Here is a 15,687-nt window from a genome sequence, read left to right on the forward strand (position 1 = left end):
TTTGCCATTCGAGGTTTATTGACATCGAACCCTCCACAACTGATCCCAGCTAGTCATATAGCTGGGACTCAGCAATGCCCGGCGCATACCCCAATCAGGGGTTAAGGGCATTGCAGCTGTTCTTAAGCAATCCTGACCCCAGCGGCGGTTAACTTGATCCATCACCGTCATCAGCGCGTCTGATCGTGCGGGCTGGCTTGGGGCGAACAGATCCTGCGTGTATTCTCCGCGTTTTCGGAGGTCCATCAACATCACCTCTGCCTTGCTGTACGCAAAGCCGGGCCTGTAGATGCCTTCCAATGCGCGCTGCGCGTACTCAGTGAGCCTGCGCACATCATCAGTAGGATAATCGGGAATGATCGTCGCAGCATTGGCGTACTTCGGCCCGTCGCCATGGAATGACGTCTGTATTCCGATGCGCATTGCGCCGCATAGTGATCGCTGCTTGCGCAGTTTCTCTGTTGCCTTGTGTAAGTAGGTGGCCAGCGCCTGATGTAGCCCCTCGATGGTATGCACTCGCTGGCCAAACATTCTGCTTGAGCAGATCGATTGCTTAGCCGGCGCGGACTGCTCAAGATCCATGCAGGACTCGCCCTGCAGCTCCCTGATCGTTCGTTCAAGCACGATGCTGTACTTTCTACCCATCGTTCTCGCATCAGCCTGTGACAGCTGCCAGGCCGTCGTGATGCCTTCCCCTGCTAGCCTATCCCGTATCCGGCTACCGATCCCCCAAACCTCCTGTACTGGCATCCTTCGTAGCAACCACTCCACCGCCTCGGGTTTTCTAAGATCAACGACGCCGCCCGTCTTCACCCTCCAGATTTTCGATGCATGCTGAGCCGCTTTAGCCAAGGTTTTGGTATGCCCGATCCCTACTCCCACTGGTAACGCTGTCCATTGGAGCACTCGTGCCTGAATCGCGCGGCCAACCTCGATAATGGGTTCTGGTAAGCCGTCTAACCGAACGAAACATTCATCAATTGAATACTGCTCTTGCGAGTATGTGAGGGAGGCAATTGCCATCGACATGCGATGGCTCAACTCTCCATACAGCGTGTAGTTACTGCTGAATACCGCCACACCGTGTTGTTCCAGGAATGGACGGATCTTGAAATATGGCTCTGCCATCTTGATGCCTAGGGCTTTTGCCTCGTTGGTTCGGGCCACGATCGCACCATCGCTATTCGAAAGGACCACGATCGGCCGGTGCCGCAGCTCCGGCCTGAAGATCCGTTCGCAGCTGCAGTAAAAGCTGTTTGCGTCGACCAGGGCAAAGACTGCGCGAGATTCAGAGTGCATGGTGCGTCAGACACCAGGTGACCACGCCAAACACTTCGATCGCGGCATACTCATTCGGCGATATCGGTGCGTAATTGGTGTTGGCCGATTCGAGCAGCCAGCCGTCGGCGGATCTGGCGAGTCGCTTGATTAGGGGTTGATTGTCTACGTAGGCCAACACGACGTGCCCTGCACACGGGGTAATGGCTCGGTCAATCACCAGCCGGCTGCCATTGTAAATTCCGACATCACGCATGCTGTCGCCCTCGACTTGGACGATCCACACATGGGGTGCCCGAATGTTGAGCAGGGCATCAAGGGATATCGGGGCCTCGTAGTAGTCAGCCGCCGGGCTGGGAAATCCACCGGCCGCGGTTCCGGCGAGCACCTGCAGGGCCAAATCGGAGGGGGTGAGTTGATTAATAGACACGACATTCATTGCAGCACCGTTAATACTGTTTTTATATACAGTAAAGCAGTGTAAGCCGCGCGCCTATAGGCGTGCAGACCAAAGGTGTGAATTCTTCCTGTCACCGAGCCGCTGGGAGGGGCGCTGTGGATTTCGAATCGCCTATGTAGTGCCCTGTAATTTCCGTGTCCACCGAGCAGGCGGGGCTATCCCCGGCCTTTTTGTTAAGCTCTTCGCGGGTGATCCTGCTCGTTTGAGCGACATAGTGCGGAGAAGTATTTGATGTTGGTTCAGAGAATGACCCCGGAAGAGTTCAAGGCTGAGTACCGGCGCCGGGGATGGAGCGGCAAGGATCTGGCGGCACACTGGGGTAAGCACCCGGTGTCGCTCAGCAAGATCGTCAATGACCCTGAGCGTCCAAGGCATTGGGACGACGCCGTGAGAGGTCTACCAGAGTACAAATAGTTTGCCCATAGGCTAATTATTTGTTGATACAAATTAGCCTATAGGCTAATGTTGTCCTCATTGAAGTCAATCACTGGGGATGTAGAGAATGGAGTATTTGGTAACGCTGCACGGTGAGAACAATGTGGTTACGGCCTTCCCGCAAGACCAGCAAGAAATGGCAATCGCGCTGTGGCAGCAATACGTCGCGGACGGCAAGTTTGCGACTCTGAGCGTTGACTGACTAACCACTTGCTCCGGTTAGCCGGGGCCTTCAAGGAAAGCCGCGATGAAGTATTTCGAATGGGAAGGCGCAGTGGTCGAGGCGGTGGCCGAGTTGATGGTCATCAGTCATTCCGACGCAACTGGCGTCGTTGTGGCGCAGCCATTCTACATGCAGCAGTCTTGGGTCAAAGGCATGGACGTGCAGCTGACTGCTGCCAAGATCATCGATGCGGCCCAGGAGCAAGCCGAGGGGCGGGCTATGCCTCCAGCGCCGAAGCAAGAGCGCATGTTGTTTGGTGATGAAGCTGACGCTCATGCATTTTGGAAGGACAAGGAGTTCAAGACCTTTGCTGTGGATCTTGTCCAGGGCAGCGGAAAAAAGCGGAAGGTCATTCGCACCATGTACGTGCGCTCACGGACGGCGAGGGGTGCAGCTGAATGCGCGAAGGCAAATGACTGGTCCACCAGGCCCAAACCCTATTACTCACCCCGGCTTGCTGGGCCGCGTGAACTGGGCTGTTCGCCCTCCAAAGGTTGAGGTACTCGGCTATGCGCTTCAAACCTACTCTGCGTTCAGAGCAGTACCAGTTCACAGAACGCAAGCGGCAAGCCTTCGCCCGTAAGCAACGCAATGAACAGGAGCGGTTTCCTCTTCTGGCCGAGCAGATCGCACAGGAGCAGCACTCCGTAATGGAAGAAGAGTTGTTCCGATCAGAGCGAATGCAGGCTACCGAAGCGCGCATGCGTGCATTTCACGCCGGTGTTTGGCGTCGGGTCCGGGCGATGTACTACGCGCTGCCGGCGGCGGATCGCGCGGTTATACGTCGGTGTTGGATGAGCTGGACAGGACCTGCTGAACCAACCTCGCTCAGCTATCTGATCCGGGTGCACACCGGAGAATACGATGCGATTGGAGTGAGGCAGCGTGTCGAGGCCGCGGCTATTCGTGCGCAGTTGCAATCTCAAGAACAGGGAAGTCTGCAGTTTGAGCCTCGCTAACTGAGAGCCGCCAAGAAACGGAGAATTATTTGATGTCGGTTCAAAGAATGACCTCGGAAGAGTTCAAGGCCGAATACCGACGCCGGGGATGGAGCGGTAAGGATCTGGCGGCGCGCTGGGGTAAGCACCCGGTGTCGCTCAGCAAGATCGTCAATGATCCGGAGCGTCCAAGGCATTGGGACGACGCGGTGAGAGGTTTGCCGGAATATAATAAAGTTAGTATATAGGCTAATTTTATATTGATTGAAGTTAGCCTATAGGCTAATATTATCCTCACTGAAGCGAATCAATGAGGAAGGATGAAATGGCCATGGCCAACCGCAACGAAGAGTTTCTTTCAGTCGTCGACAGTGACACCAAGGCGGCGATTCTCAAGTCAATCGCTCGGCATTACGGGATTACTTCCGAGGAAGCTTTCGCCGAGGTTACTAATGCAAAAGCCGAACACTTGCTGGACTACATGGTTGAGCCGCAGCGCGCCGCTACGTCGCTTCTGATGCAGCGTCATGGGATGCGCGGCTGGTAGGCAAATGCCAGCTGACACTGAATGAAACCTGCCCGGTTCGCCGGGCCACCAGGTCTAGGAAAATTTGAAATGCCGACCTTCTATGTCTACTTCGATGGAACCTGTATCGACGTTCTTGAAAACAGCACCGCTCGAAAGGCACGCAATTACGTTAATCGTCGCTATACACGCCCGGAGCAATGCGTGGTTGTCGAGGAGGGTGGTGATCTAGACGCGGCGATCGCACGTTCAAAAACGCTGCACATTGTTGATGAGGCTTTTGAGGCGGATGTGGCTGTCGTATTGGCTGACGCTGAATTGACCGGCGCCGCACGCGAGCGAAGCGGTAAAACCATTTGCTTCAGCGAGAACATTGCCAAGGGTACGCATGGTATTCAGGTTCTGACTGATGATCTCGGGTGGGTCGTCTTGCTTGAAGGAGTAACCCACGAAAAAGTCCGCGACTTCATGCGTAATTTCGGGCTGTAAACAATTCCTCGCGTAGGAGAGATTCCCCAGCCTCGGCCCAAAGCCGGGGCCAAGGACGTAGGAAGAAGACACTTTCTTTCGCCCAAAAAAGAGCACCAAGGCCTTCGACCACCTTGGCGCTCATAACACACCGAAACCCCGCAAAAGGTATCCGCTATGTCAGGCACAGAGTATACCCGCATCCTTGAAACGCCGCTGTCCGAAATTCACAAGATGGGCATCTGGGCATTTGCCCGCTACTTCCAGGCTAGCGGCCCGGTACAGCGTCAGATGATTCTTCGAGCGTTGGGCCGTTAGCCATTCTCGCATGCCAGACAAACCGATAAGCCCCGCCGTCAAAACGCGGGGCCCAGGCCGTAAAGGGATGGCACTTTCCGTCCCAAAAAGGAAGCGCCAAGGTCTTCGACCACCTTGGCGCTCACATCGCACCGAAACCCCGCAAAGGAATAACTCGTATGAAAATCTTCACTTTGAGCGCGTTGGCAGTTGTTTTGAGCTTCGCATCCGGTTGCACAACGCATCTCGCTGAAGGACAAAAACAAGAGCTTTCAATCTATGAAAGCAAAGGCCTGGTCGTGAAGGACAAATCGGTTGGGGCGGCAGCTGCATTAGGTTTGCTCCCAGGCGTCGGTTACTTTTACACCGGCCATCCGGTACTCGGCATTACGACGATTCCTCTCTATGTGATTTCTCTGGGCCCGCTTTGGATGCCTTTCGACACGGCCGCAGCTGCAGAGTCGCGCAATTACTACAGCACCAAAATCCAGGTCGAGCGTGACAGGGCCAAGGCCTTGCGGGAGCTCGATCACAAGCTTGAAGACAAACAGTTGAGTTACGAGCAACACCTGCGTGAACAACGCCTCATCGAAGCCAAATACTCGGCTTACTGAGTGGGTTTGGATCGATGATGCAAAGTCGGCAACTTCAGCATTTTGGGTGTATTGCGGTGGGTCAGCGTGTCGAATACGAACGTCTCGATAACCCATTAAAAGACGAGCCGAGGACCATTCGGACCACGCACACGGTAAAAGGCATTCGCGAGTGCGGATCTGGCGCTCTGGTCACGCTCAAAGGGGACTCGTCAACGATCGTACATGCATTCGACAGCCTTGGACGGGTTTTGGATGGCTTTGGTCGGCTGCAGGTTCTTCCGAATCCGCTTGAAGACGCCGTGGTGGACATTACGGATAGTAATAACGACAGATTGATTGGGAAGTAAAGATGAGCCAACACATTGTGCGTTTGGAGCGGGAGGGGGGGAGAGGTCAGGTCCGGGTCCAGCTTGGCTGGGATAAGCCCATGTCCGATTTCTACCTGGTCGTCTTCGAGGAGCCGCCGGAAGGTCAGGAGTTCGACGAAGACAGGATTGTGTATTCCAATCTCGACGATCCAAACTCAATCGGCAAAGAGCTGGGCTACTTCAAAACGGTCGCCATCAAACTGGGTTGCGAGGTTCCCGATCTCATGTGGCGTGCTGCCTATCAAGATCGGGACTTCAACGTCGTGAATAAGACAGTCTTTTACTCGCAGGCAGGGAACATCGTGGAGCCGTTTTAGAGTTCGTAACTGCCGGTTGAAAAATAGGCAATCTTGCCTAATGCTTTGCATAGGCAAGATTGCCTAAACCGATTAAGCGAGGGGCACGTGGACAATCGCAAACGTTATCTGCAACTGCTAGATGCCTATGGCATCACCCAGGCCAAAAGCGCTGAGCTAATTGCAGCGGTTACGGCACGGCCTTGCTCGGCGCGAACGGTTCGGTCGTGGCTCAACGATCCTGAAAAACCAAGCTCAACTCCGTGTCCCGATTATGCCGTTGCGAATCTCGAAAAGGCCATTGAGTACATGCAACGCGCCTTGGCGCGACGTGCCGAAAGTTAAGGTAGCGAGCTCGCTTTGGGCGTCCAGGTTGAACAGGAAAACGTAAACAATGGAATTGATTATAAATCTGCAAGAGCTGTTCGCAGCCTTTCCGAGTATTTCGATGGGCGCCGTGATCGCCACTACATGTGTGATTTTGTTGTCCACGCTGATATGGCTCATGACCTTGTACAACAGACGATTTTGACGCGAGCTGCTAGTCCATTTGACCACCCCGCGCTGTGTCGAGATCTGAGGATCAGTGCTTTTGGGGTTCTTATGATTGAGGAGGAGAAAGCCAAAGTGACCAATCTGAAATCGGTAATCTGCCCGGGCTGCGCCCAGGTCCTCTCGCACGATAACAATGGCTGTTCAAAATGTGGTTATGAGGACAACACCGCCGGTCGCATCATGACGCTTGAGGAAATCATCAAGCTGCCGGCCGAGAGCCAGGCGCACACGTTCAACGATGTGTCGCCGGCATTCATCGCCGCGATTGTGAGTGCGGCACGGGAAGGTGAACCGACAGCAACCCCTCTTGTTGAGGCGCTGGAGAAAATCGTCCTGCATTACCCGAACCCCGATATCAACCATGTGGATTATCGGGTTCACGCCTGCAAAAGCGCAGAACAGGCATTGTCCGAATATAAGTCAAACCAATTGACGGAAAAAACATGTTCTACGAAACCGTAAAAGCGGCATTTGAAGCGGGAAAAGTTCGCGTTGGCGTTCCAGCCCTCGGTTGCGGTGATCGAATCACCATCGAGGCAGATGGCCTCATTGGGTTAAAGGCTGCTTTTCTTACCAATGCAGAGCGAAAAAAATTAGCTGAATGGAGTGCTTGGCCCAAATCCTTGCTCGTCGAGGAATGGACACCTGCGGAGCTGGCTGCAGTTCGTCGCTCAATCTCTCAGACAACATCGATGATTGGTTTTTGGGTAAATCGTTCGACTACGCAAGATCCGTTGGCAGCTTTGTTGAAGGCTCTGCCTGACAATGGCCAAGAGCGAAGATTGCTTGCGTGGGATGCCTCGAAAGCAGCCCTGCGCAATCAACACTGTGTCCACGGAAACCCGGTATGAACCGTTATTTGAGTTTTATCGCCTTGGTGGCAATTGCGGTGGTAGCCATCTACGGAGCGTCCATGGTGACGTTTTTTTACGCGCCACTCTCCAAGCGTTGGTTCGATTGGGTGTCGATTGGGGGCTTGTGGTTCGTAGCCGCTGCTGCCAGTCGCGCTGTCTACGTGGCGTGCCTGGCGACCAGCAAACTGTTTAAGGAAGGATAGCGATGAAGATCAATCAAGTCCGTAAACGCATCGTCTATGCATTATTTGTAATTGGCGCAGTGATATGGGCCGCGATGGCGTACGCCGGTTATTCGGCTACTGCGATTGCCCTGGCTCTTACTCCCGCAATTCTCGGCATCATTTGGATGGTTTCAGTGATTTCCAAATCGAACTGGTGGGATTCAGAACTGAAATCTGACATCGGTCTATCCGCTGGTAACGATGGCAACTGATCTAGGAAAACAATGAAGAACGTCATTTTTGCTCTGGCAGCACTGGCCTCCCTTGCCGGCTGCGATGACCAGCCGGAGTTTTTGCTCCTGTGCAATGGCACCGATGCGTATGGCATTACCTTTGATGGTCAGTTTGGGCCGTGGGTGATGACCAAATCGGGACCGATGATCGGTGATATACGTGGCAAGGCCACAGGTGAGCCGATCCCCTGTGCGGAAGCTGAACAACTGCTCGGTGTTGAGGCTGAGGCCTGGAAACCGGAAGACAAGAAGAGTTAAGGGAAATCGACTCAGCTGCACCCCAAGCCCCGGCCTAAAAAACCGGGGCCGAGGTGGTAAGCAGGACGCGACTTTTAACGTCCTTGAAACCACAGGAGCTACATATGCGTGATCATCAACTGCAAGCACGATCATTGGGGTTTGGCGTCATTGCCGGCGAGCAGGAAGCACCGAACCGTGAATTGTTTGAAGCATTCAATGCTGACCGTGATTTAACGAGCGTGCGCCGTCTCCGGCAGGAGCTTACCGACCCCATGAGCGAGCTCCGATTACGAGTTAAAAGCTTTCGGGAAGGGCTGCGGGAGATGACGACCAGTAGTGCCCAGGAGCTGCGTGAATCAGTTCTACGGATGTTGCAGCTGCAGCACGCAATGATCGAAGCATGCGAGTCGATACCTGCCCAATACAGTGAAGTCAAATCGCGGATCCTCGCTGACTTTGATACGGAGCTGCCGGTGGCCTACCTGAAAACAGTGAACGGGTGGCTGCGCATGATCGAGGGTTTTGATGCTGGTTAACATCGTTTTGGAAACGATGCTGGTAGTGATCGCCGGTGTGGTTGCTGGGGTCGCGGTAAACGATCTGGTGACGCGACTTCCTGCAGCGCTCGAGCGAAGTTGGCGTGCTGAAGCACTGCACATCTTGGAGCTTGAAGCTGTCGTTCAACACCGTTCGCAACCTGAGCGGCTGGTTAGTGCGCGCATGGTGGCCATTGTTGCTGGCTGTACGTGTATATCAGCGCTGGTCGTTTGGCATATCGGCTTCAATTGGACGGCCGCCGCTGTGCTGCTGTGCAGCTGGGCATTGCTCGCACTGGCTTTGATTGATGCGGAACATCTTTTGTTGCCTGATGACCTGGTTATTCCAGTTTTATGGCTGGGCTTGCTGGTGAACTCCCAGGGAGTGGTTACCGATCTGCAAAACGCTGTGCTGGGAGCTGCGAGCGGCTATCTGAGCTTGTGGGCTGTACATCAAGTGTCCCGACTTGTAACCGGTCGGGGAGGGATTGGGTATGGCGATTTCAAGCTGTTTGCGTTGCTCGGCGCGTGGGGAGGGTGGCAACTACTCCCCTTGATTCTATTTGGTGCGGTGTTGTCGGGCATTGCATGGTGGGCCTTGCAGAGCGTTCGCACATCAGCAGATTTGCGCAGGGAGCGACCATTTGGACCGCATTTGGCGCTTGCCGGCGGAATCGGCATCTTGTCTAGTGCTTCCACTTATTGGCCTCAGATAAGCATGTGGTAAACGCAACTAAAATAGGGCATAAAGCCCTATTTTATGTTGATGCATAGGGCTTTATGCCCTATAATTCTCGACATGGCCGGGTATGTCGCCCAGGTCGTTATGAGAGTTAACCATGAGCGTTTTTACCGATCTTGCAGTTCCTACAACTCTGTCCGATTTGCTCCAGGCGCGCGACGCTGCGCTGCGCTTGATCGAGGACGCGCGCCGAATCACTCAACAGGCGGCTGAGATCTTGGGACAGTCCGGACGATATCTGATGCCCTGTGGCGCGGTCATGGCTGATGACCAGGTCACTGTCCGCAATGAGTTGGACACCAGCATGTGGCATCGCGCATTCGACCTGACAGGTTTCAAGCAGTTGATGGACGCTGAGGCTGTTGATGAGTTCGAAAAAAGTCTAAGTCCGGTGCCGCCTGAGTTCACTGAAGCCACCATTCGCGCTACGTTCATTGACTTGCGTATGAATGCTGTATCGATGTTCCGTCGTGGCGTATTCAACGTGTTCCGCTCTTTGTCTGACACCTACCGCACCAATTCCCGCGAGCCGTTCCGGATTGGCCGCAAGGTGGTCATGGCTTCAATGGTCACCTGCAGATGTGGGTATCCGCAGATCAGCTACGGGTCATACAACTGGGCTCCGAACAAGCTCAACGATCTGGATCGGGTGTTTCAGACCTTGGACGGTAAAGTGTTCCAGCCGCACACCTTGCGCTCTGCGATGGACTTGGCGTTTGAGCAGGGCGAGGTATTCGAAAACGACTACTACCGGGCCAAGGCCTACAAGAACGGCAACTTGCATCTGGAGTTCAAGCGTTTGGATTTGCTGGACAAGGTGAACGAACAAATTGCTGAGTTCTATGCCGACGGCGCTTTGCCAGACGCTAGAGCTGCATAAATAGGACATAATGCCCTATAAATGCTTGTATATTAGGGCATTATGCCCTAATATGCGTCTCAAGGCCGGGCACTTCGCTCTGGTCGCAGGAGAAAGCAATGCAAGCATCTGAAATCGAAGTGATCCAGCAGGCTATCGCCATTCTGGATGGTCATTTGAAAACCAAAGGCGTGGAGCTGGTATCGCCGGAAATGGTTCGCGCGTTCTTGCGTCTGCAGCTGGAGCAGGAGCAACGCGAAGTGTTCGCGGTGCTGTTCCTCGACACTCGGCACCGGGTGTTGCAGTTCAACCGGATGTTCACTGGCACGATTAACCAAGCGGCAGTTTACCCACGTGAAGTGGTTAAGGTCGGGCTGTCGCTCAACGCATCAGCGGCGATCGTTTGTCACAATCACCCAAGCGGTGATTCCACCCCCTCGATGGCCGATCGCCAATTGACCAAGAAATTGAAAGAGGCGTTGGAGCTGGTGGATATCCGGTTACTCGATCACTTCGTCATCGGTCACGCCGAAATGTTTTCGTTCGCGGAAATGGGTTGGATCTAAATATCAACGAGCCCCGCAAGGGGCTCAACTGCAGGTGGCGTAATGGAAACCAAAGCGAGTTACAGAGAGAAAGTGGATATTCGGCCAGAATGTTTGCTTGCGCATAAAGACTGGGTTGAGCCTACCGCCGATGAAGTGCGCGCCGCGTTGGAGATGGCCGGCTGGAGTGGCGAAGCCTTCTCGCGTGTTATCGGTGTGGATGGTCGTACCGTGCGCCGCTGGACGCTGGGTGAAAAGAAAATCAATTATCCCGCCTGGTGCGTGCTGTGTGTTCAAGCCGAGCTTGGCGCTATCTGGAGATTTTCTGTTTTGTAAGCTGAAGGACGCGTATGTCTTTCAAGCGTTTAGGCTGTGCCTGATTAACCGCATTCGTGCGGCTTCAATCGCTTGAAACCTAACTTACAAGGAGCCCGACAATGCCTGAAGCCATCCATGAGCCGCGTTACCCTTTGCATCTGACGGAAAGTCAGTTGCGAGCGCTGACCGGTTATCTCGACGCCGTGTCGACCAGTGAGGCGGATCCGGACGCCGAGGTGTTCGCTTTGATTGACCAGGTGCGGCAGGTCCGCAAGCTGATCGCCTCGGCCGCTATAACGCCCGTGATCCAGATCGAGCAGGTCAACCTACAGCCGCCGGCCGAATATGCCGCCGAAAAATGGAATCCCCGCCATGACTGACACCACGGACAAAACCCGCCGCTTGGCGGACTGGCAGCACCGCCTGGAAACCCCTGTGGCCACTGACCAACTGGACGCCTGGCATGCAGCGCTGCGCGCCGAGGTCGACCAGTTGAAAGCCGCCGGCCTGATCGACCCCGACGAAGCCCGCGACCTGCGTGAACTGGCCGATGCGGCCTACAGTCACCACGTTGAATCGGCCTACTGAATAGGAACCCCCCGACCATGCCGATTGATGAATCTGACAATGCCCAAGCTCCAGCCGTCGAGCTGGTGGCCGACCTGCTGGCCGTGATCCAGTATCTGACCGAAGGCCCGGATGTCCTCGGCCATCCGGGCCGGTTCGTCGCCATCAGCGAGGAAGCCGACGTGTCGGGCCGCGTCGACCCGGTGATAGCTCGCGCCCAGGCCTTTTTGCGCGCCGCTGCCGGCGCCGGCGAATGAGTCAAGTTGACGAATAAAGTACCCATCCGAAAGGAACCCCTGCCATGACCAAACACAAGAACGATCCGATCACCCTTGAGCTGCCGGCCTATCTGGTCGACATGCTGGCCGACTGGGCGCGCACCGATGCCGAGGTGATGGGGCCAATCGCCGCTGGCTCGGATAAAAAGAAGCTCAACGATAAGCGGTTGGAACTGGCCGATGCGTTCTTAGGTGGCGTGTTGAACCATCTGCCGGCAATGTCGGCCGAGGGCGATCTGGCCGACGCGATCAACGATCGCGACGAAGCCTATGCGGCCTTCCGTGCCACCGCTTACCCAAAATAGAAAGGAACCCCCGCCATGCCGACTTATACCGATCAAGAAAAAACGCTGTACCTGAATCAGGCCCGGCGCAAGGTGCTGGCCATCGCCAAGGCGAGCCGCCCGTACATCGACCGTACCGAGGAACACGCCCGCGCTTATGCCGAGGCGCTGTACGACGTGGCGGCGATCACCGACACCGAGCGCCTGACGCTGTGGGACGACGCGCGTGAAGCGGCCGAAGCGCGGGTGCGTGAATTCAAGGCCGCCGAACAGGCCTGACCTGACCACAACTCGCCGTCATGCCAACGGATTGGTTAGCCAGTCTTTGAGCGCCTGCCAGCCTTCGCGCAGCAGAGTCCGGATCGCCTCGATGACCAGTTGCCGGGCCAGCCAGAGCAGGAATTTGAACAGTCGTTGCATGGGAGTGTGCCCCTCGGTGGATATGCCGCTAGCGTGCCGTCACGACGGCCGGCGGTTCCACTTGGGGTTTTTCCGCAGGGTGTCACGACGGCGCCGCTGTCCAGTCTCGGGCGACGGCCGTCGGGGTTCCTCTTGTGGCAAATTCACTCGGCCGATCCGGTACCGGAAACATCCCCCACCGGATCCGGTGGGGGATCGAGGTCACCAGTGATGAATAGTGTCCACCACGGCCACGACCACACCGATGGCCGTGGCCACCGACGACAGGACGTCGAACAGGGGAAGGTAGGGTGTGACGAGTTGGGCCACGTGAAGGGCCGAGGGTTGAAGGGAGAGTAATAGGTCGAACATGGATAAAGGCCATTGGGTACAACTGTATTTATCGTCCTCGATGTCGACCTGACCAATCCGAAGCCCGAGAACTGAAAAAAAATCGAAATGACCGGTGCCGGCGAAAAATCCGCCGCGCGGATCCGCGAAGCGGGGGAGGGTGCCGGGGAGTACGAGTAACGCCGTTTATGTAAAAGAGGGGGGTACACCCGGCTAAGGGGTGGCTCCCCTTTTTTCTGGCCACGGAAACCAAACCCCCCTAGACTGGCATACCGACCCCCGGCACTCTGGTTTTACGCAGTGTCGGCCACTTCGCCGGACAAAAATGGAGGCTACCCGCCGATGACCACCCCCGATGCCGAAACCGAACTGAACCTGGAACTGGAAGAACGCTTTGCCGCCGGCAAGGGGGTGATCAACCTGTCCCCCCTGTCCACCGACGCGCAGATCCTGCACCTGATCAAATCCGCCTGCCGCTGGAGCCAAGGCGCCGCCTTCCAGGTCATCCCGCCGCCGAGCCAACCCAAAACATCACCACAGGCACAGTGACGAGGGTGCAACATGGAATACGACGACCCGGCCCATGAGGCCGACCTGGCCCGCGAACGCCGCCGCCAGTTGGAAGCCGACATTTCTCCGGAGGAAGCCGAGGCCGAATGTGGCTGGTCTGGCGTGCGTGATGAATGGGACGACGACCTGCGCGATGACCACAACGATGATGACTACCACGACGACGAGGACTGCCCGTGACCATACGACCGCTGACGATTGAACAGTACGAAGTACCGCCCATGACCCGCGCGCGCGTGCGCGAGCTGGTCGACGCGCTGCCGGCGACGATTGCCCAGGGCCTGCGCGACCGGATGAATGCGGTACTGGGCGCCGTCGCGCCGGGGCCGTTCTCCGACGCCCTGGGCGAACTGGAAACCTACCTGTGCGGACTGGACGATGCCGGCGGCTTGCCGTTCGACCTGCAGATCCGCCTGAAAAGCTACGTCATGACCGGCTGGAAACAATGGCGCGCCGGCTTCGCCGGCCGGGAGCTGTGAGCATGGCCAACCCGTTGCCGCGCCGGCCGAGCGCGTTCACCCCGGACAAAACCGACGTCGCGCGTGCTGTGCTGCAGCAGCATCCGGGAAATGCCCGCGTGATGATCCGGGAAATGCCCGTCGAACAGATCCACGCCCGATTGCCCAAGGGCGTGGCCGATGAACCCCACAAGGAGAACGACCTTTGATGGAACATGACATTGCACCTTTGGCGTTGGAGAAAGCGCTGATCGGCGGGCTGTTGTTGCTGTACACCGCCGTGCTGGCCAAACGCAGCGTGGAACTTCTGCGGCGCCGCTATCGGTTGCGCACAGCACACCAGTTCGCGCTGCTGTATCTCTTTATGGCCCTTTATTTGGTTCTGCCGCTGGGGTTGCAACTGCCGGAGCGCTTTGCGCCGCTCATGACGCCGTTTTCAAACCTCTTCATGTTTATGATTTTGCTTGTCAGCAGCCTGATCGGGGCTGTGGTTCTCTACCGGGTGCTGGGTGGCAAGCTGTCGGATGATTCGTCGCCGGGCGGGGAGGGGTTGGGATGATCGAGGTCGACGCCTTGCTGTCACCGCTGAATCTGCCCGACTCCGTGCGCAAGCAGGCCGGCCGCTTGCTGCTCGCCATTCACCAGGCGCGCAACGCCGCCGAGCTGCAGCGCGCCGTCGACCGCGCGGATGGTTTCGGCCTCGGCCTCGAAACTGCGCGCGCGTTGAATGCGTCGTCCTTGGAAGGCCTGTATATGGCGTTTGACCGGATCGCCGACGATCGCCGAGGGGAGTTGGTACCATGATCGGCGAGGCGATCCAGTCAGACACCCTGAAAGCGCTGGTCAGTCAGCACGCGATCCGTGAAGCTGTGGTCGGCCGCGTGGCCGGCGATAACCACCAATGGACACTGTCAGTGCGCCTCGGTGGCCCCACCGCGCGACTGATCCCGGTGCGCTCACGCCGCGAGCCGCTGCGGATCTGGGCCAGTCTGTCGGCCGTTGGCAAATTTGCCGATGCGGTGGGCTTGTCTGGATTCACTGTTGAGCTGTGAGGAGTCCACCGGCATAAATGCCGGGCACAAAAAAACCGCCTTAGTAGGGCGGTTTTTTTTTGCAAGTCAGGTTAGTGGCCGGACTTGCTATCTCACAGGGAACGCTTGGTGTGTACGAAGAATACTATCGCGCGCCGCTGCGCGCAATGACTAGCGACAAGCGGCGCGCCGCCTGCGCGCCTGTAAATATGGGGCTTTGCGGAATATGTCCACATTTAAATCAACTGCCAGTCGGTGCTGCGCGCAACCGCCGCGCGCCGCCGGCGCCCAGGGCAGCGCGCCGCCCAATCTGTCGGATATTCAACGAGTGTGCACATCTTGCCCCCATTTGGCTGGCAAATATCGGTTAACATCGGACCTGTTCCGCGTTCTTCACCCTTTGAGTTGGCCGGGTCTGCGCGCGAATTTTGGCCCTCCCGACACGGGCCTAGTAATCCGTGCCGGATCTATTCGGGAGGCCATTAGCCCAGCCGCCTCACAGGGAACGCTTGGTGTGTTTCCGAAGGTGCGCGTGTTCCGGTAAGCGTGCTGGAGGTACGGCCCAACCACGGGAGGGCCGTGTATGTCTAAGTTTGGACGTGCGTGGGACTCCGTATGGAAAGCGTTTCAGGCTTATCGCCTGTTCGAATTCCTGCGGGATCACTTTGACGATCTTCTGTAAGGTCTAGAAGTGGACCGCCCCGGCTTCGGTCGGGGCGGTTTTTTTGTCTGCTTGTTTCGCCTGGTGCGACTTACTT

36 protein-coding genes are annotated in these 15,687 nt (G+C 56.5%); 33 read left to right on the top strand and 3 right to left on the bottom strand.

Annotated elements, in window-relative coordinates; all coding sequences use genetic code 11:
• Window positions 1-15 precede the first annotated feature (15 nt).
• A complete protein-coding gene (locus tag M0814_RS26830; RefSeq protein ID WP_103486301.1) occupies window positions 16-1,299 on the bottom strand; it encodes a Y-family DNA polymerase in 1,284 nt (427 codons plus the stop codon).
• Window positions 1,289-1,717, bottom strand: a complete 429-nt coding sequence (locus M0814_RS26835) for a S24 family peptidase (protein ID WP_103486300.1) — start codon at window positions 1,715-1,717, stop codon at window positions 1,289-1,291. Before M0814_RS26835 ends, M0814_RS26830 begins: the two co-directional genes overlap by 11 nt.
• A gap of 252 nt (window positions 1,718-1,969) precedes the next feature.
• Here M0814_RS26835 and M0814_RS26840 point away from each other — a divergent pair, with 252 nt between their 5' ends.
• From M0814_RS26840 to M0814_RS26960, 26 genes are all read left to right on the top strand, one after another.
• Window positions 1,970-2,152 (top strand): hypothetical protein, encoded by a 183-nt coding sequence (locus M0814_RS26840; RefSeq protein WP_218565924.1) that lies wholly within the window; start codon window positions 1,970-1,972, stop codon window positions 2,150-2,152.
• An 88-nt stretch (window positions 2,153-2,240) separates the two neighbouring features.
• Complete coding sequence (locus M0814_RS29115) at window positions 2,241-2,375, top strand: hypothetical protein (protein ID WP_256617480.1); 135 nt, start codon at window positions 2,241-2,243, stop codon at window positions 2,373-2,375.
• Window positions 2,376-2,420: 45 nt separating this feature from the next.
• Window positions 2,421-2,894, top strand: a complete 474-nt coding sequence (locus M0814_RS26845) for a hypothetical protein (protein WP_247868550.1) — start codon at window positions 2,421-2,423, stop codon at window positions 2,892-2,894.
• Between the two features lie 11 nt (window positions 2,895-2,905).
• Window positions 2,906-3,355 carry a hypothetical protein gene (locus M0814_RS26850; protein WP_103486299.1) on the top strand — a complete coding sequence of 150 codons (450 nt, stop codon included), beginning with the start codon at window positions 2,906-2,908 and terminating at the stop codon, window positions 3,353-3,355.
• A 32-nt stretch (window positions 3,356-3,387) separates the two neighbouring features.
• The gene (locus M0814_RS26855; protein ID WP_103486298.1) at window positions 3,388-3,582 is read left to right on the top strand and encodes a hypothetical protein; all 195 of its coding nucleotides are present in this window, start codon (window positions 3,388-3,390) and stop codon (window positions 3,580-3,582) included.
• A gap of 83 nt (window positions 3,583-3,665) precedes the next feature.
• Window positions 3,666-3,881 (top strand): hypothetical protein, encoded by a 216-nt coding sequence (locus tag M0814_RS26860; RefSeq protein WP_103486306.1) that lies wholly within the window; start codon window positions 3,666-3,668, stop codon window positions 3,879-3,881.
• A gap of 69 nt (window positions 3,882-3,950) precedes the next feature.
• Entirely contained in the window at window positions 3,951-4,349 is a 399-nt protein-coding gene (locus M0814_RS26865; protein ID WP_103486297.1) for a hypothetical protein, read from the top strand.
• A gap of 156 nt (window positions 4,350-4,505) precedes the next feature.
• Window positions 4,506-4,646: a hypothetical protein gene (locus M0814_RS26870; RefSeq protein WP_158547279.1), complete on the top strand. Its 141-nt coding sequence runs from the start codon at window positions 4,506-4,508 to the stop codon at window positions 4,644-4,646.
• A gap of 158 nt (window positions 4,647-4,804) precedes the next feature.
• Complete coding sequence (locus M0814_RS26875; RefSeq protein WP_112997873.1) at window positions 4,805-5,239, top strand: TM2 domain-containing protein; 435 nt, start codon at window positions 4,805-4,807, stop codon at window positions 5,237-5,239.
• Window positions 5,240-5,648: 409 nt separating this feature from the next.
• Entirely contained in the window at window positions 5,649-5,906 is a 258-nt protein-coding gene (locus M0814_RS26880) for a hypothetical protein (protein WP_177434783.1), read from the top strand.
• An 87-nt stretch (window positions 5,907-5,993) separates the two neighbouring features.
• Window positions 5,994-6,230 carry a hypothetical protein gene (locus M0814_RS26885; protein ID WP_103486717.1) on the top strand — a complete coding sequence of 79 codons (237 nt, stop codon included), beginning with the start codon at window positions 5,994-5,996 and terminating at the stop codon, window positions 6,228-6,230.
• Window positions 6,231-6,245: 15 nt separating this feature from the next.
• Window positions 6,246-6,902 carry a hypothetical protein gene (locus M0814_RS26890; protein WP_177434782.1) on the top strand — a complete coding sequence of 219 codons (657 nt, stop codon included), beginning with the start codon at window positions 6,246-6,248 and terminating at the stop codon, window positions 6,900-6,902.
• Window positions 6,884-7,291, top strand: coding sequence for a hypothetical protein (locus M0814_RS26895; RefSeq protein WP_146774725.1), 408 nt, complete (start codon window positions 6,884-6,886; stop codon window positions 7,289-7,291). Before M0814_RS26890 ends, M0814_RS26895 begins: the two co-directional genes overlap by 19 nt.
• Entirely contained in the window at window positions 7,288-7,497 is a 210-nt protein-coding gene (locus M0814_RS26900; RefSeq protein ID WP_103486716.1) for a hypothetical protein, read from the top strand. Before M0814_RS26895 ends, M0814_RS26900 begins: the two co-directional genes overlap by 4 nt.
• A gap of 2 nt (window positions 7,498-7,499) precedes the next feature.
• Window positions 7,500-7,730 carry a hypothetical protein gene (locus M0814_RS26905; RefSeq protein WP_103486715.1) on the top strand — a complete coding sequence of 77 codons (231 nt, stop codon included), beginning with the start codon at window positions 7,500-7,502 and terminating at the stop codon, window positions 7,728-7,730.
• 12 nt (window positions 7,731-7,742) lie between these two features.
• A complete protein-coding gene (locus M0814_RS26910) occupies window positions 7,743-8,009 on the top strand; it encodes a hypothetical protein (RefSeq protein ID WP_103486714.1) in 267 nt (88 codons plus the stop codon).
• Between the two features lie 104 nt (window positions 8,010-8,113).
• The gene (locus tag M0814_RS26915; protein WP_103486713.1) at window positions 8,114-8,527 is read left to right on the top strand and encodes a hypothetical protein; all 414 of its coding nucleotides are present in this window, start codon (window positions 8,114-8,116) and stop codon (window positions 8,525-8,527) included.
• Entirely contained in the window at window positions 8,517-9,254 is a 738-nt protein-coding gene (locus M0814_RS26920; protein ID WP_103486712.1) for an A24 family peptidase, read from the top strand. The genes M0814_RS26915 and M0814_RS26920 overlap by 11 nt, the downstream gene beginning before the upstream one ends.
• Window positions 9,255-9,366: 112 nt before the next feature.
• Window positions 9,367-10,149, top strand: a complete 783-nt coding sequence (locus M0814_RS26925; protein ID WP_103486711.1) for a DUF4942 domain-containing protein — start codon at window positions 9,367-9,369, stop codon at window positions 10,147-10,149.
• A 98-nt stretch (window positions 10,150-10,247) separates the two neighbouring features.
• Window positions 10,248-10,694, top strand: a complete 447-nt coding sequence (gene radC, locus M0814_RS26930) for a DNA repair protein RadC (RefSeq protein WP_103486710.1) — start codon at window positions 10,248-10,250, stop codon at window positions 10,692-10,694.
• Between the two features lie 42 nt (window positions 10,695-10,736).
• Window positions 10,737-11,009: a hypothetical protein gene (locus M0814_RS26935; RefSeq protein WP_103486709.1), complete on the top strand. Its 273-nt coding sequence runs from the start codon at window positions 10,737-10,739 to the stop codon at window positions 11,007-11,009.
• A gap of 101 nt (window positions 11,010-11,110) precedes the next feature.
• Entirely contained in the window at window positions 11,111-11,371 is a 261-nt protein-coding gene (locus M0814_RS26940) for a hypothetical protein (RefSeq protein WP_103486708.1), read from the top strand.
• Window positions 11,364-11,579, top strand: coding sequence for a hypothetical protein (locus M0814_RS26945; RefSeq protein WP_103486707.1), 216 nt, complete (start codon window positions 11,364-11,366; stop codon window positions 11,577-11,579). The genes M0814_RS26940 and M0814_RS26945 overlap by 8 nt, the downstream gene beginning before the upstream one ends.
• Window positions 11,580-11,596: 17 nt before the next feature.
• Window positions 11,597-11,815 carry a hypothetical protein gene (locus M0814_RS26950; RefSeq protein ID WP_103486706.1) on the top strand — a complete coding sequence of 73 codons (219 nt, stop codon included), beginning with the start codon at window positions 11,597-11,599 and terminating at the stop codon, window positions 11,813-11,815.
• 44 nt (window positions 11,816-11,859) lie between these two features.
• Window positions 11,860-12,141: a hypothetical protein gene (locus M0814_RS26955; RefSeq protein WP_103486705.1), complete on the top strand. Its 282-nt coding sequence runs from the start codon at window positions 11,860-11,862 to the stop codon at window positions 12,139-12,141.
• Window positions 12,142-12,156: 15 nt separating this feature from the next.
• A complete protein-coding gene (locus M0814_RS26960) occupies window positions 12,157-12,399 on the top strand; it encodes a hypothetical protein (RefSeq protein ID WP_103486704.1) in 243 nt (80 codons plus the stop codon).
• An 18-nt stretch (window positions 12,400-12,417) separates the two neighbouring features.
• Here the strand turns inward: M0814_RS26960 and M0814_RS29120 are convergent, their stop codons facing one another.
• Entirely contained in the window at window positions 12,418-12,540 is a 123-nt protein-coding gene (locus tag M0814_RS29120; RefSeq protein ID WP_256617479.1) for a hypothetical protein, read from the bottom strand.
• 672 nt (window positions 12,541-13,212) lie between these two features.
• Between M0814_RS29120 and M0814_RS26965 the strand changes: the two genes are divergently transcribed.
• The 7 genes from M0814_RS26965 to M0814_RS26995 are packed head-to-tail and all read left to right on the top strand — an operon-like array spanning window position 13,213 to window position 14,950.
• Window positions 13,213-13,419 (top strand): hypothetical protein, encoded by a 207-nt coding sequence (locus M0814_RS26965; RefSeq protein WP_103486703.1) that lies wholly within the window; start codon window positions 13,213-13,215, stop codon window positions 13,417-13,419.
• A gap of 12 nt (window positions 13,420-13,431) precedes the next feature.
• Window positions 13,432-13,620 (top strand): hypothetical protein, encoded by a 189-nt coding sequence (locus tag M0814_RS26970; RefSeq protein WP_103486702.1) that lies wholly within the window; start codon window positions 13,432-13,434, stop codon window positions 13,618-13,620.
• Window positions 13,617-13,919: a hypothetical protein gene (locus M0814_RS26975; RefSeq protein WP_103486701.1), complete on the top strand. Its 303-nt coding sequence runs from the start codon at window positions 13,617-13,619 to the stop codon at window positions 13,917-13,919. The genes M0814_RS26970 and M0814_RS26975 overlap by 4 nt, the downstream gene beginning before the upstream one ends.
• Window positions 13,920-13,921: 2 nt before the next feature.
• Entirely contained in the window at window positions 13,922-14,107 is a 186-nt protein-coding gene (locus M0814_RS26980) for a hypothetical protein (RefSeq protein ID WP_103486700.1), read from the top strand.
• The gene (locus M0814_RS26985; protein ID WP_103486699.1) at window positions 14,107-14,457 is read left to right on the top strand and encodes a hypothetical protein; all 351 of its coding nucleotides are present in this window, start codon (window positions 14,107-14,109) and stop codon (window positions 14,455-14,457) included. Before M0814_RS26980 ends, M0814_RS26985 begins: the two co-directional genes overlap by 1 nt.
• Window positions 14,454-14,702 carry a hypothetical protein gene (locus tag M0814_RS26990; protein ID WP_103486698.1) on the top strand — a complete coding sequence of 83 codons (249 nt, stop codon included), beginning with the start codon at window positions 14,454-14,456 and terminating at the stop codon, window positions 14,700-14,702. Before M0814_RS26985 ends, M0814_RS26990 begins: the two co-directional genes overlap by 4 nt.
• Window positions 14,699-14,950, top strand: coding sequence for a hypothetical protein (locus M0814_RS26995; protein WP_103486697.1), 252 nt, complete (start codon window positions 14,699-14,701; stop codon window positions 14,948-14,950). Before M0814_RS26990 ends, M0814_RS26995 begins: the two co-directional genes overlap by 4 nt.
• The last annotated feature ends 737 nt before the right edge of the window (window positions 14,951-15,687 follow it).

The sequence above is a fragment of the Pseudomonas sp. MWU12-2020 genome (genome assembly GCF_023100605.1).
Classification (GTDB): domain Bacteria; phylum Pseudomonadota; class Gammaproteobacteria; order Pseudomonadales; family Pseudomonadaceae; genus Aquipseudomonas; species Aquipseudomonas fluorescens_H.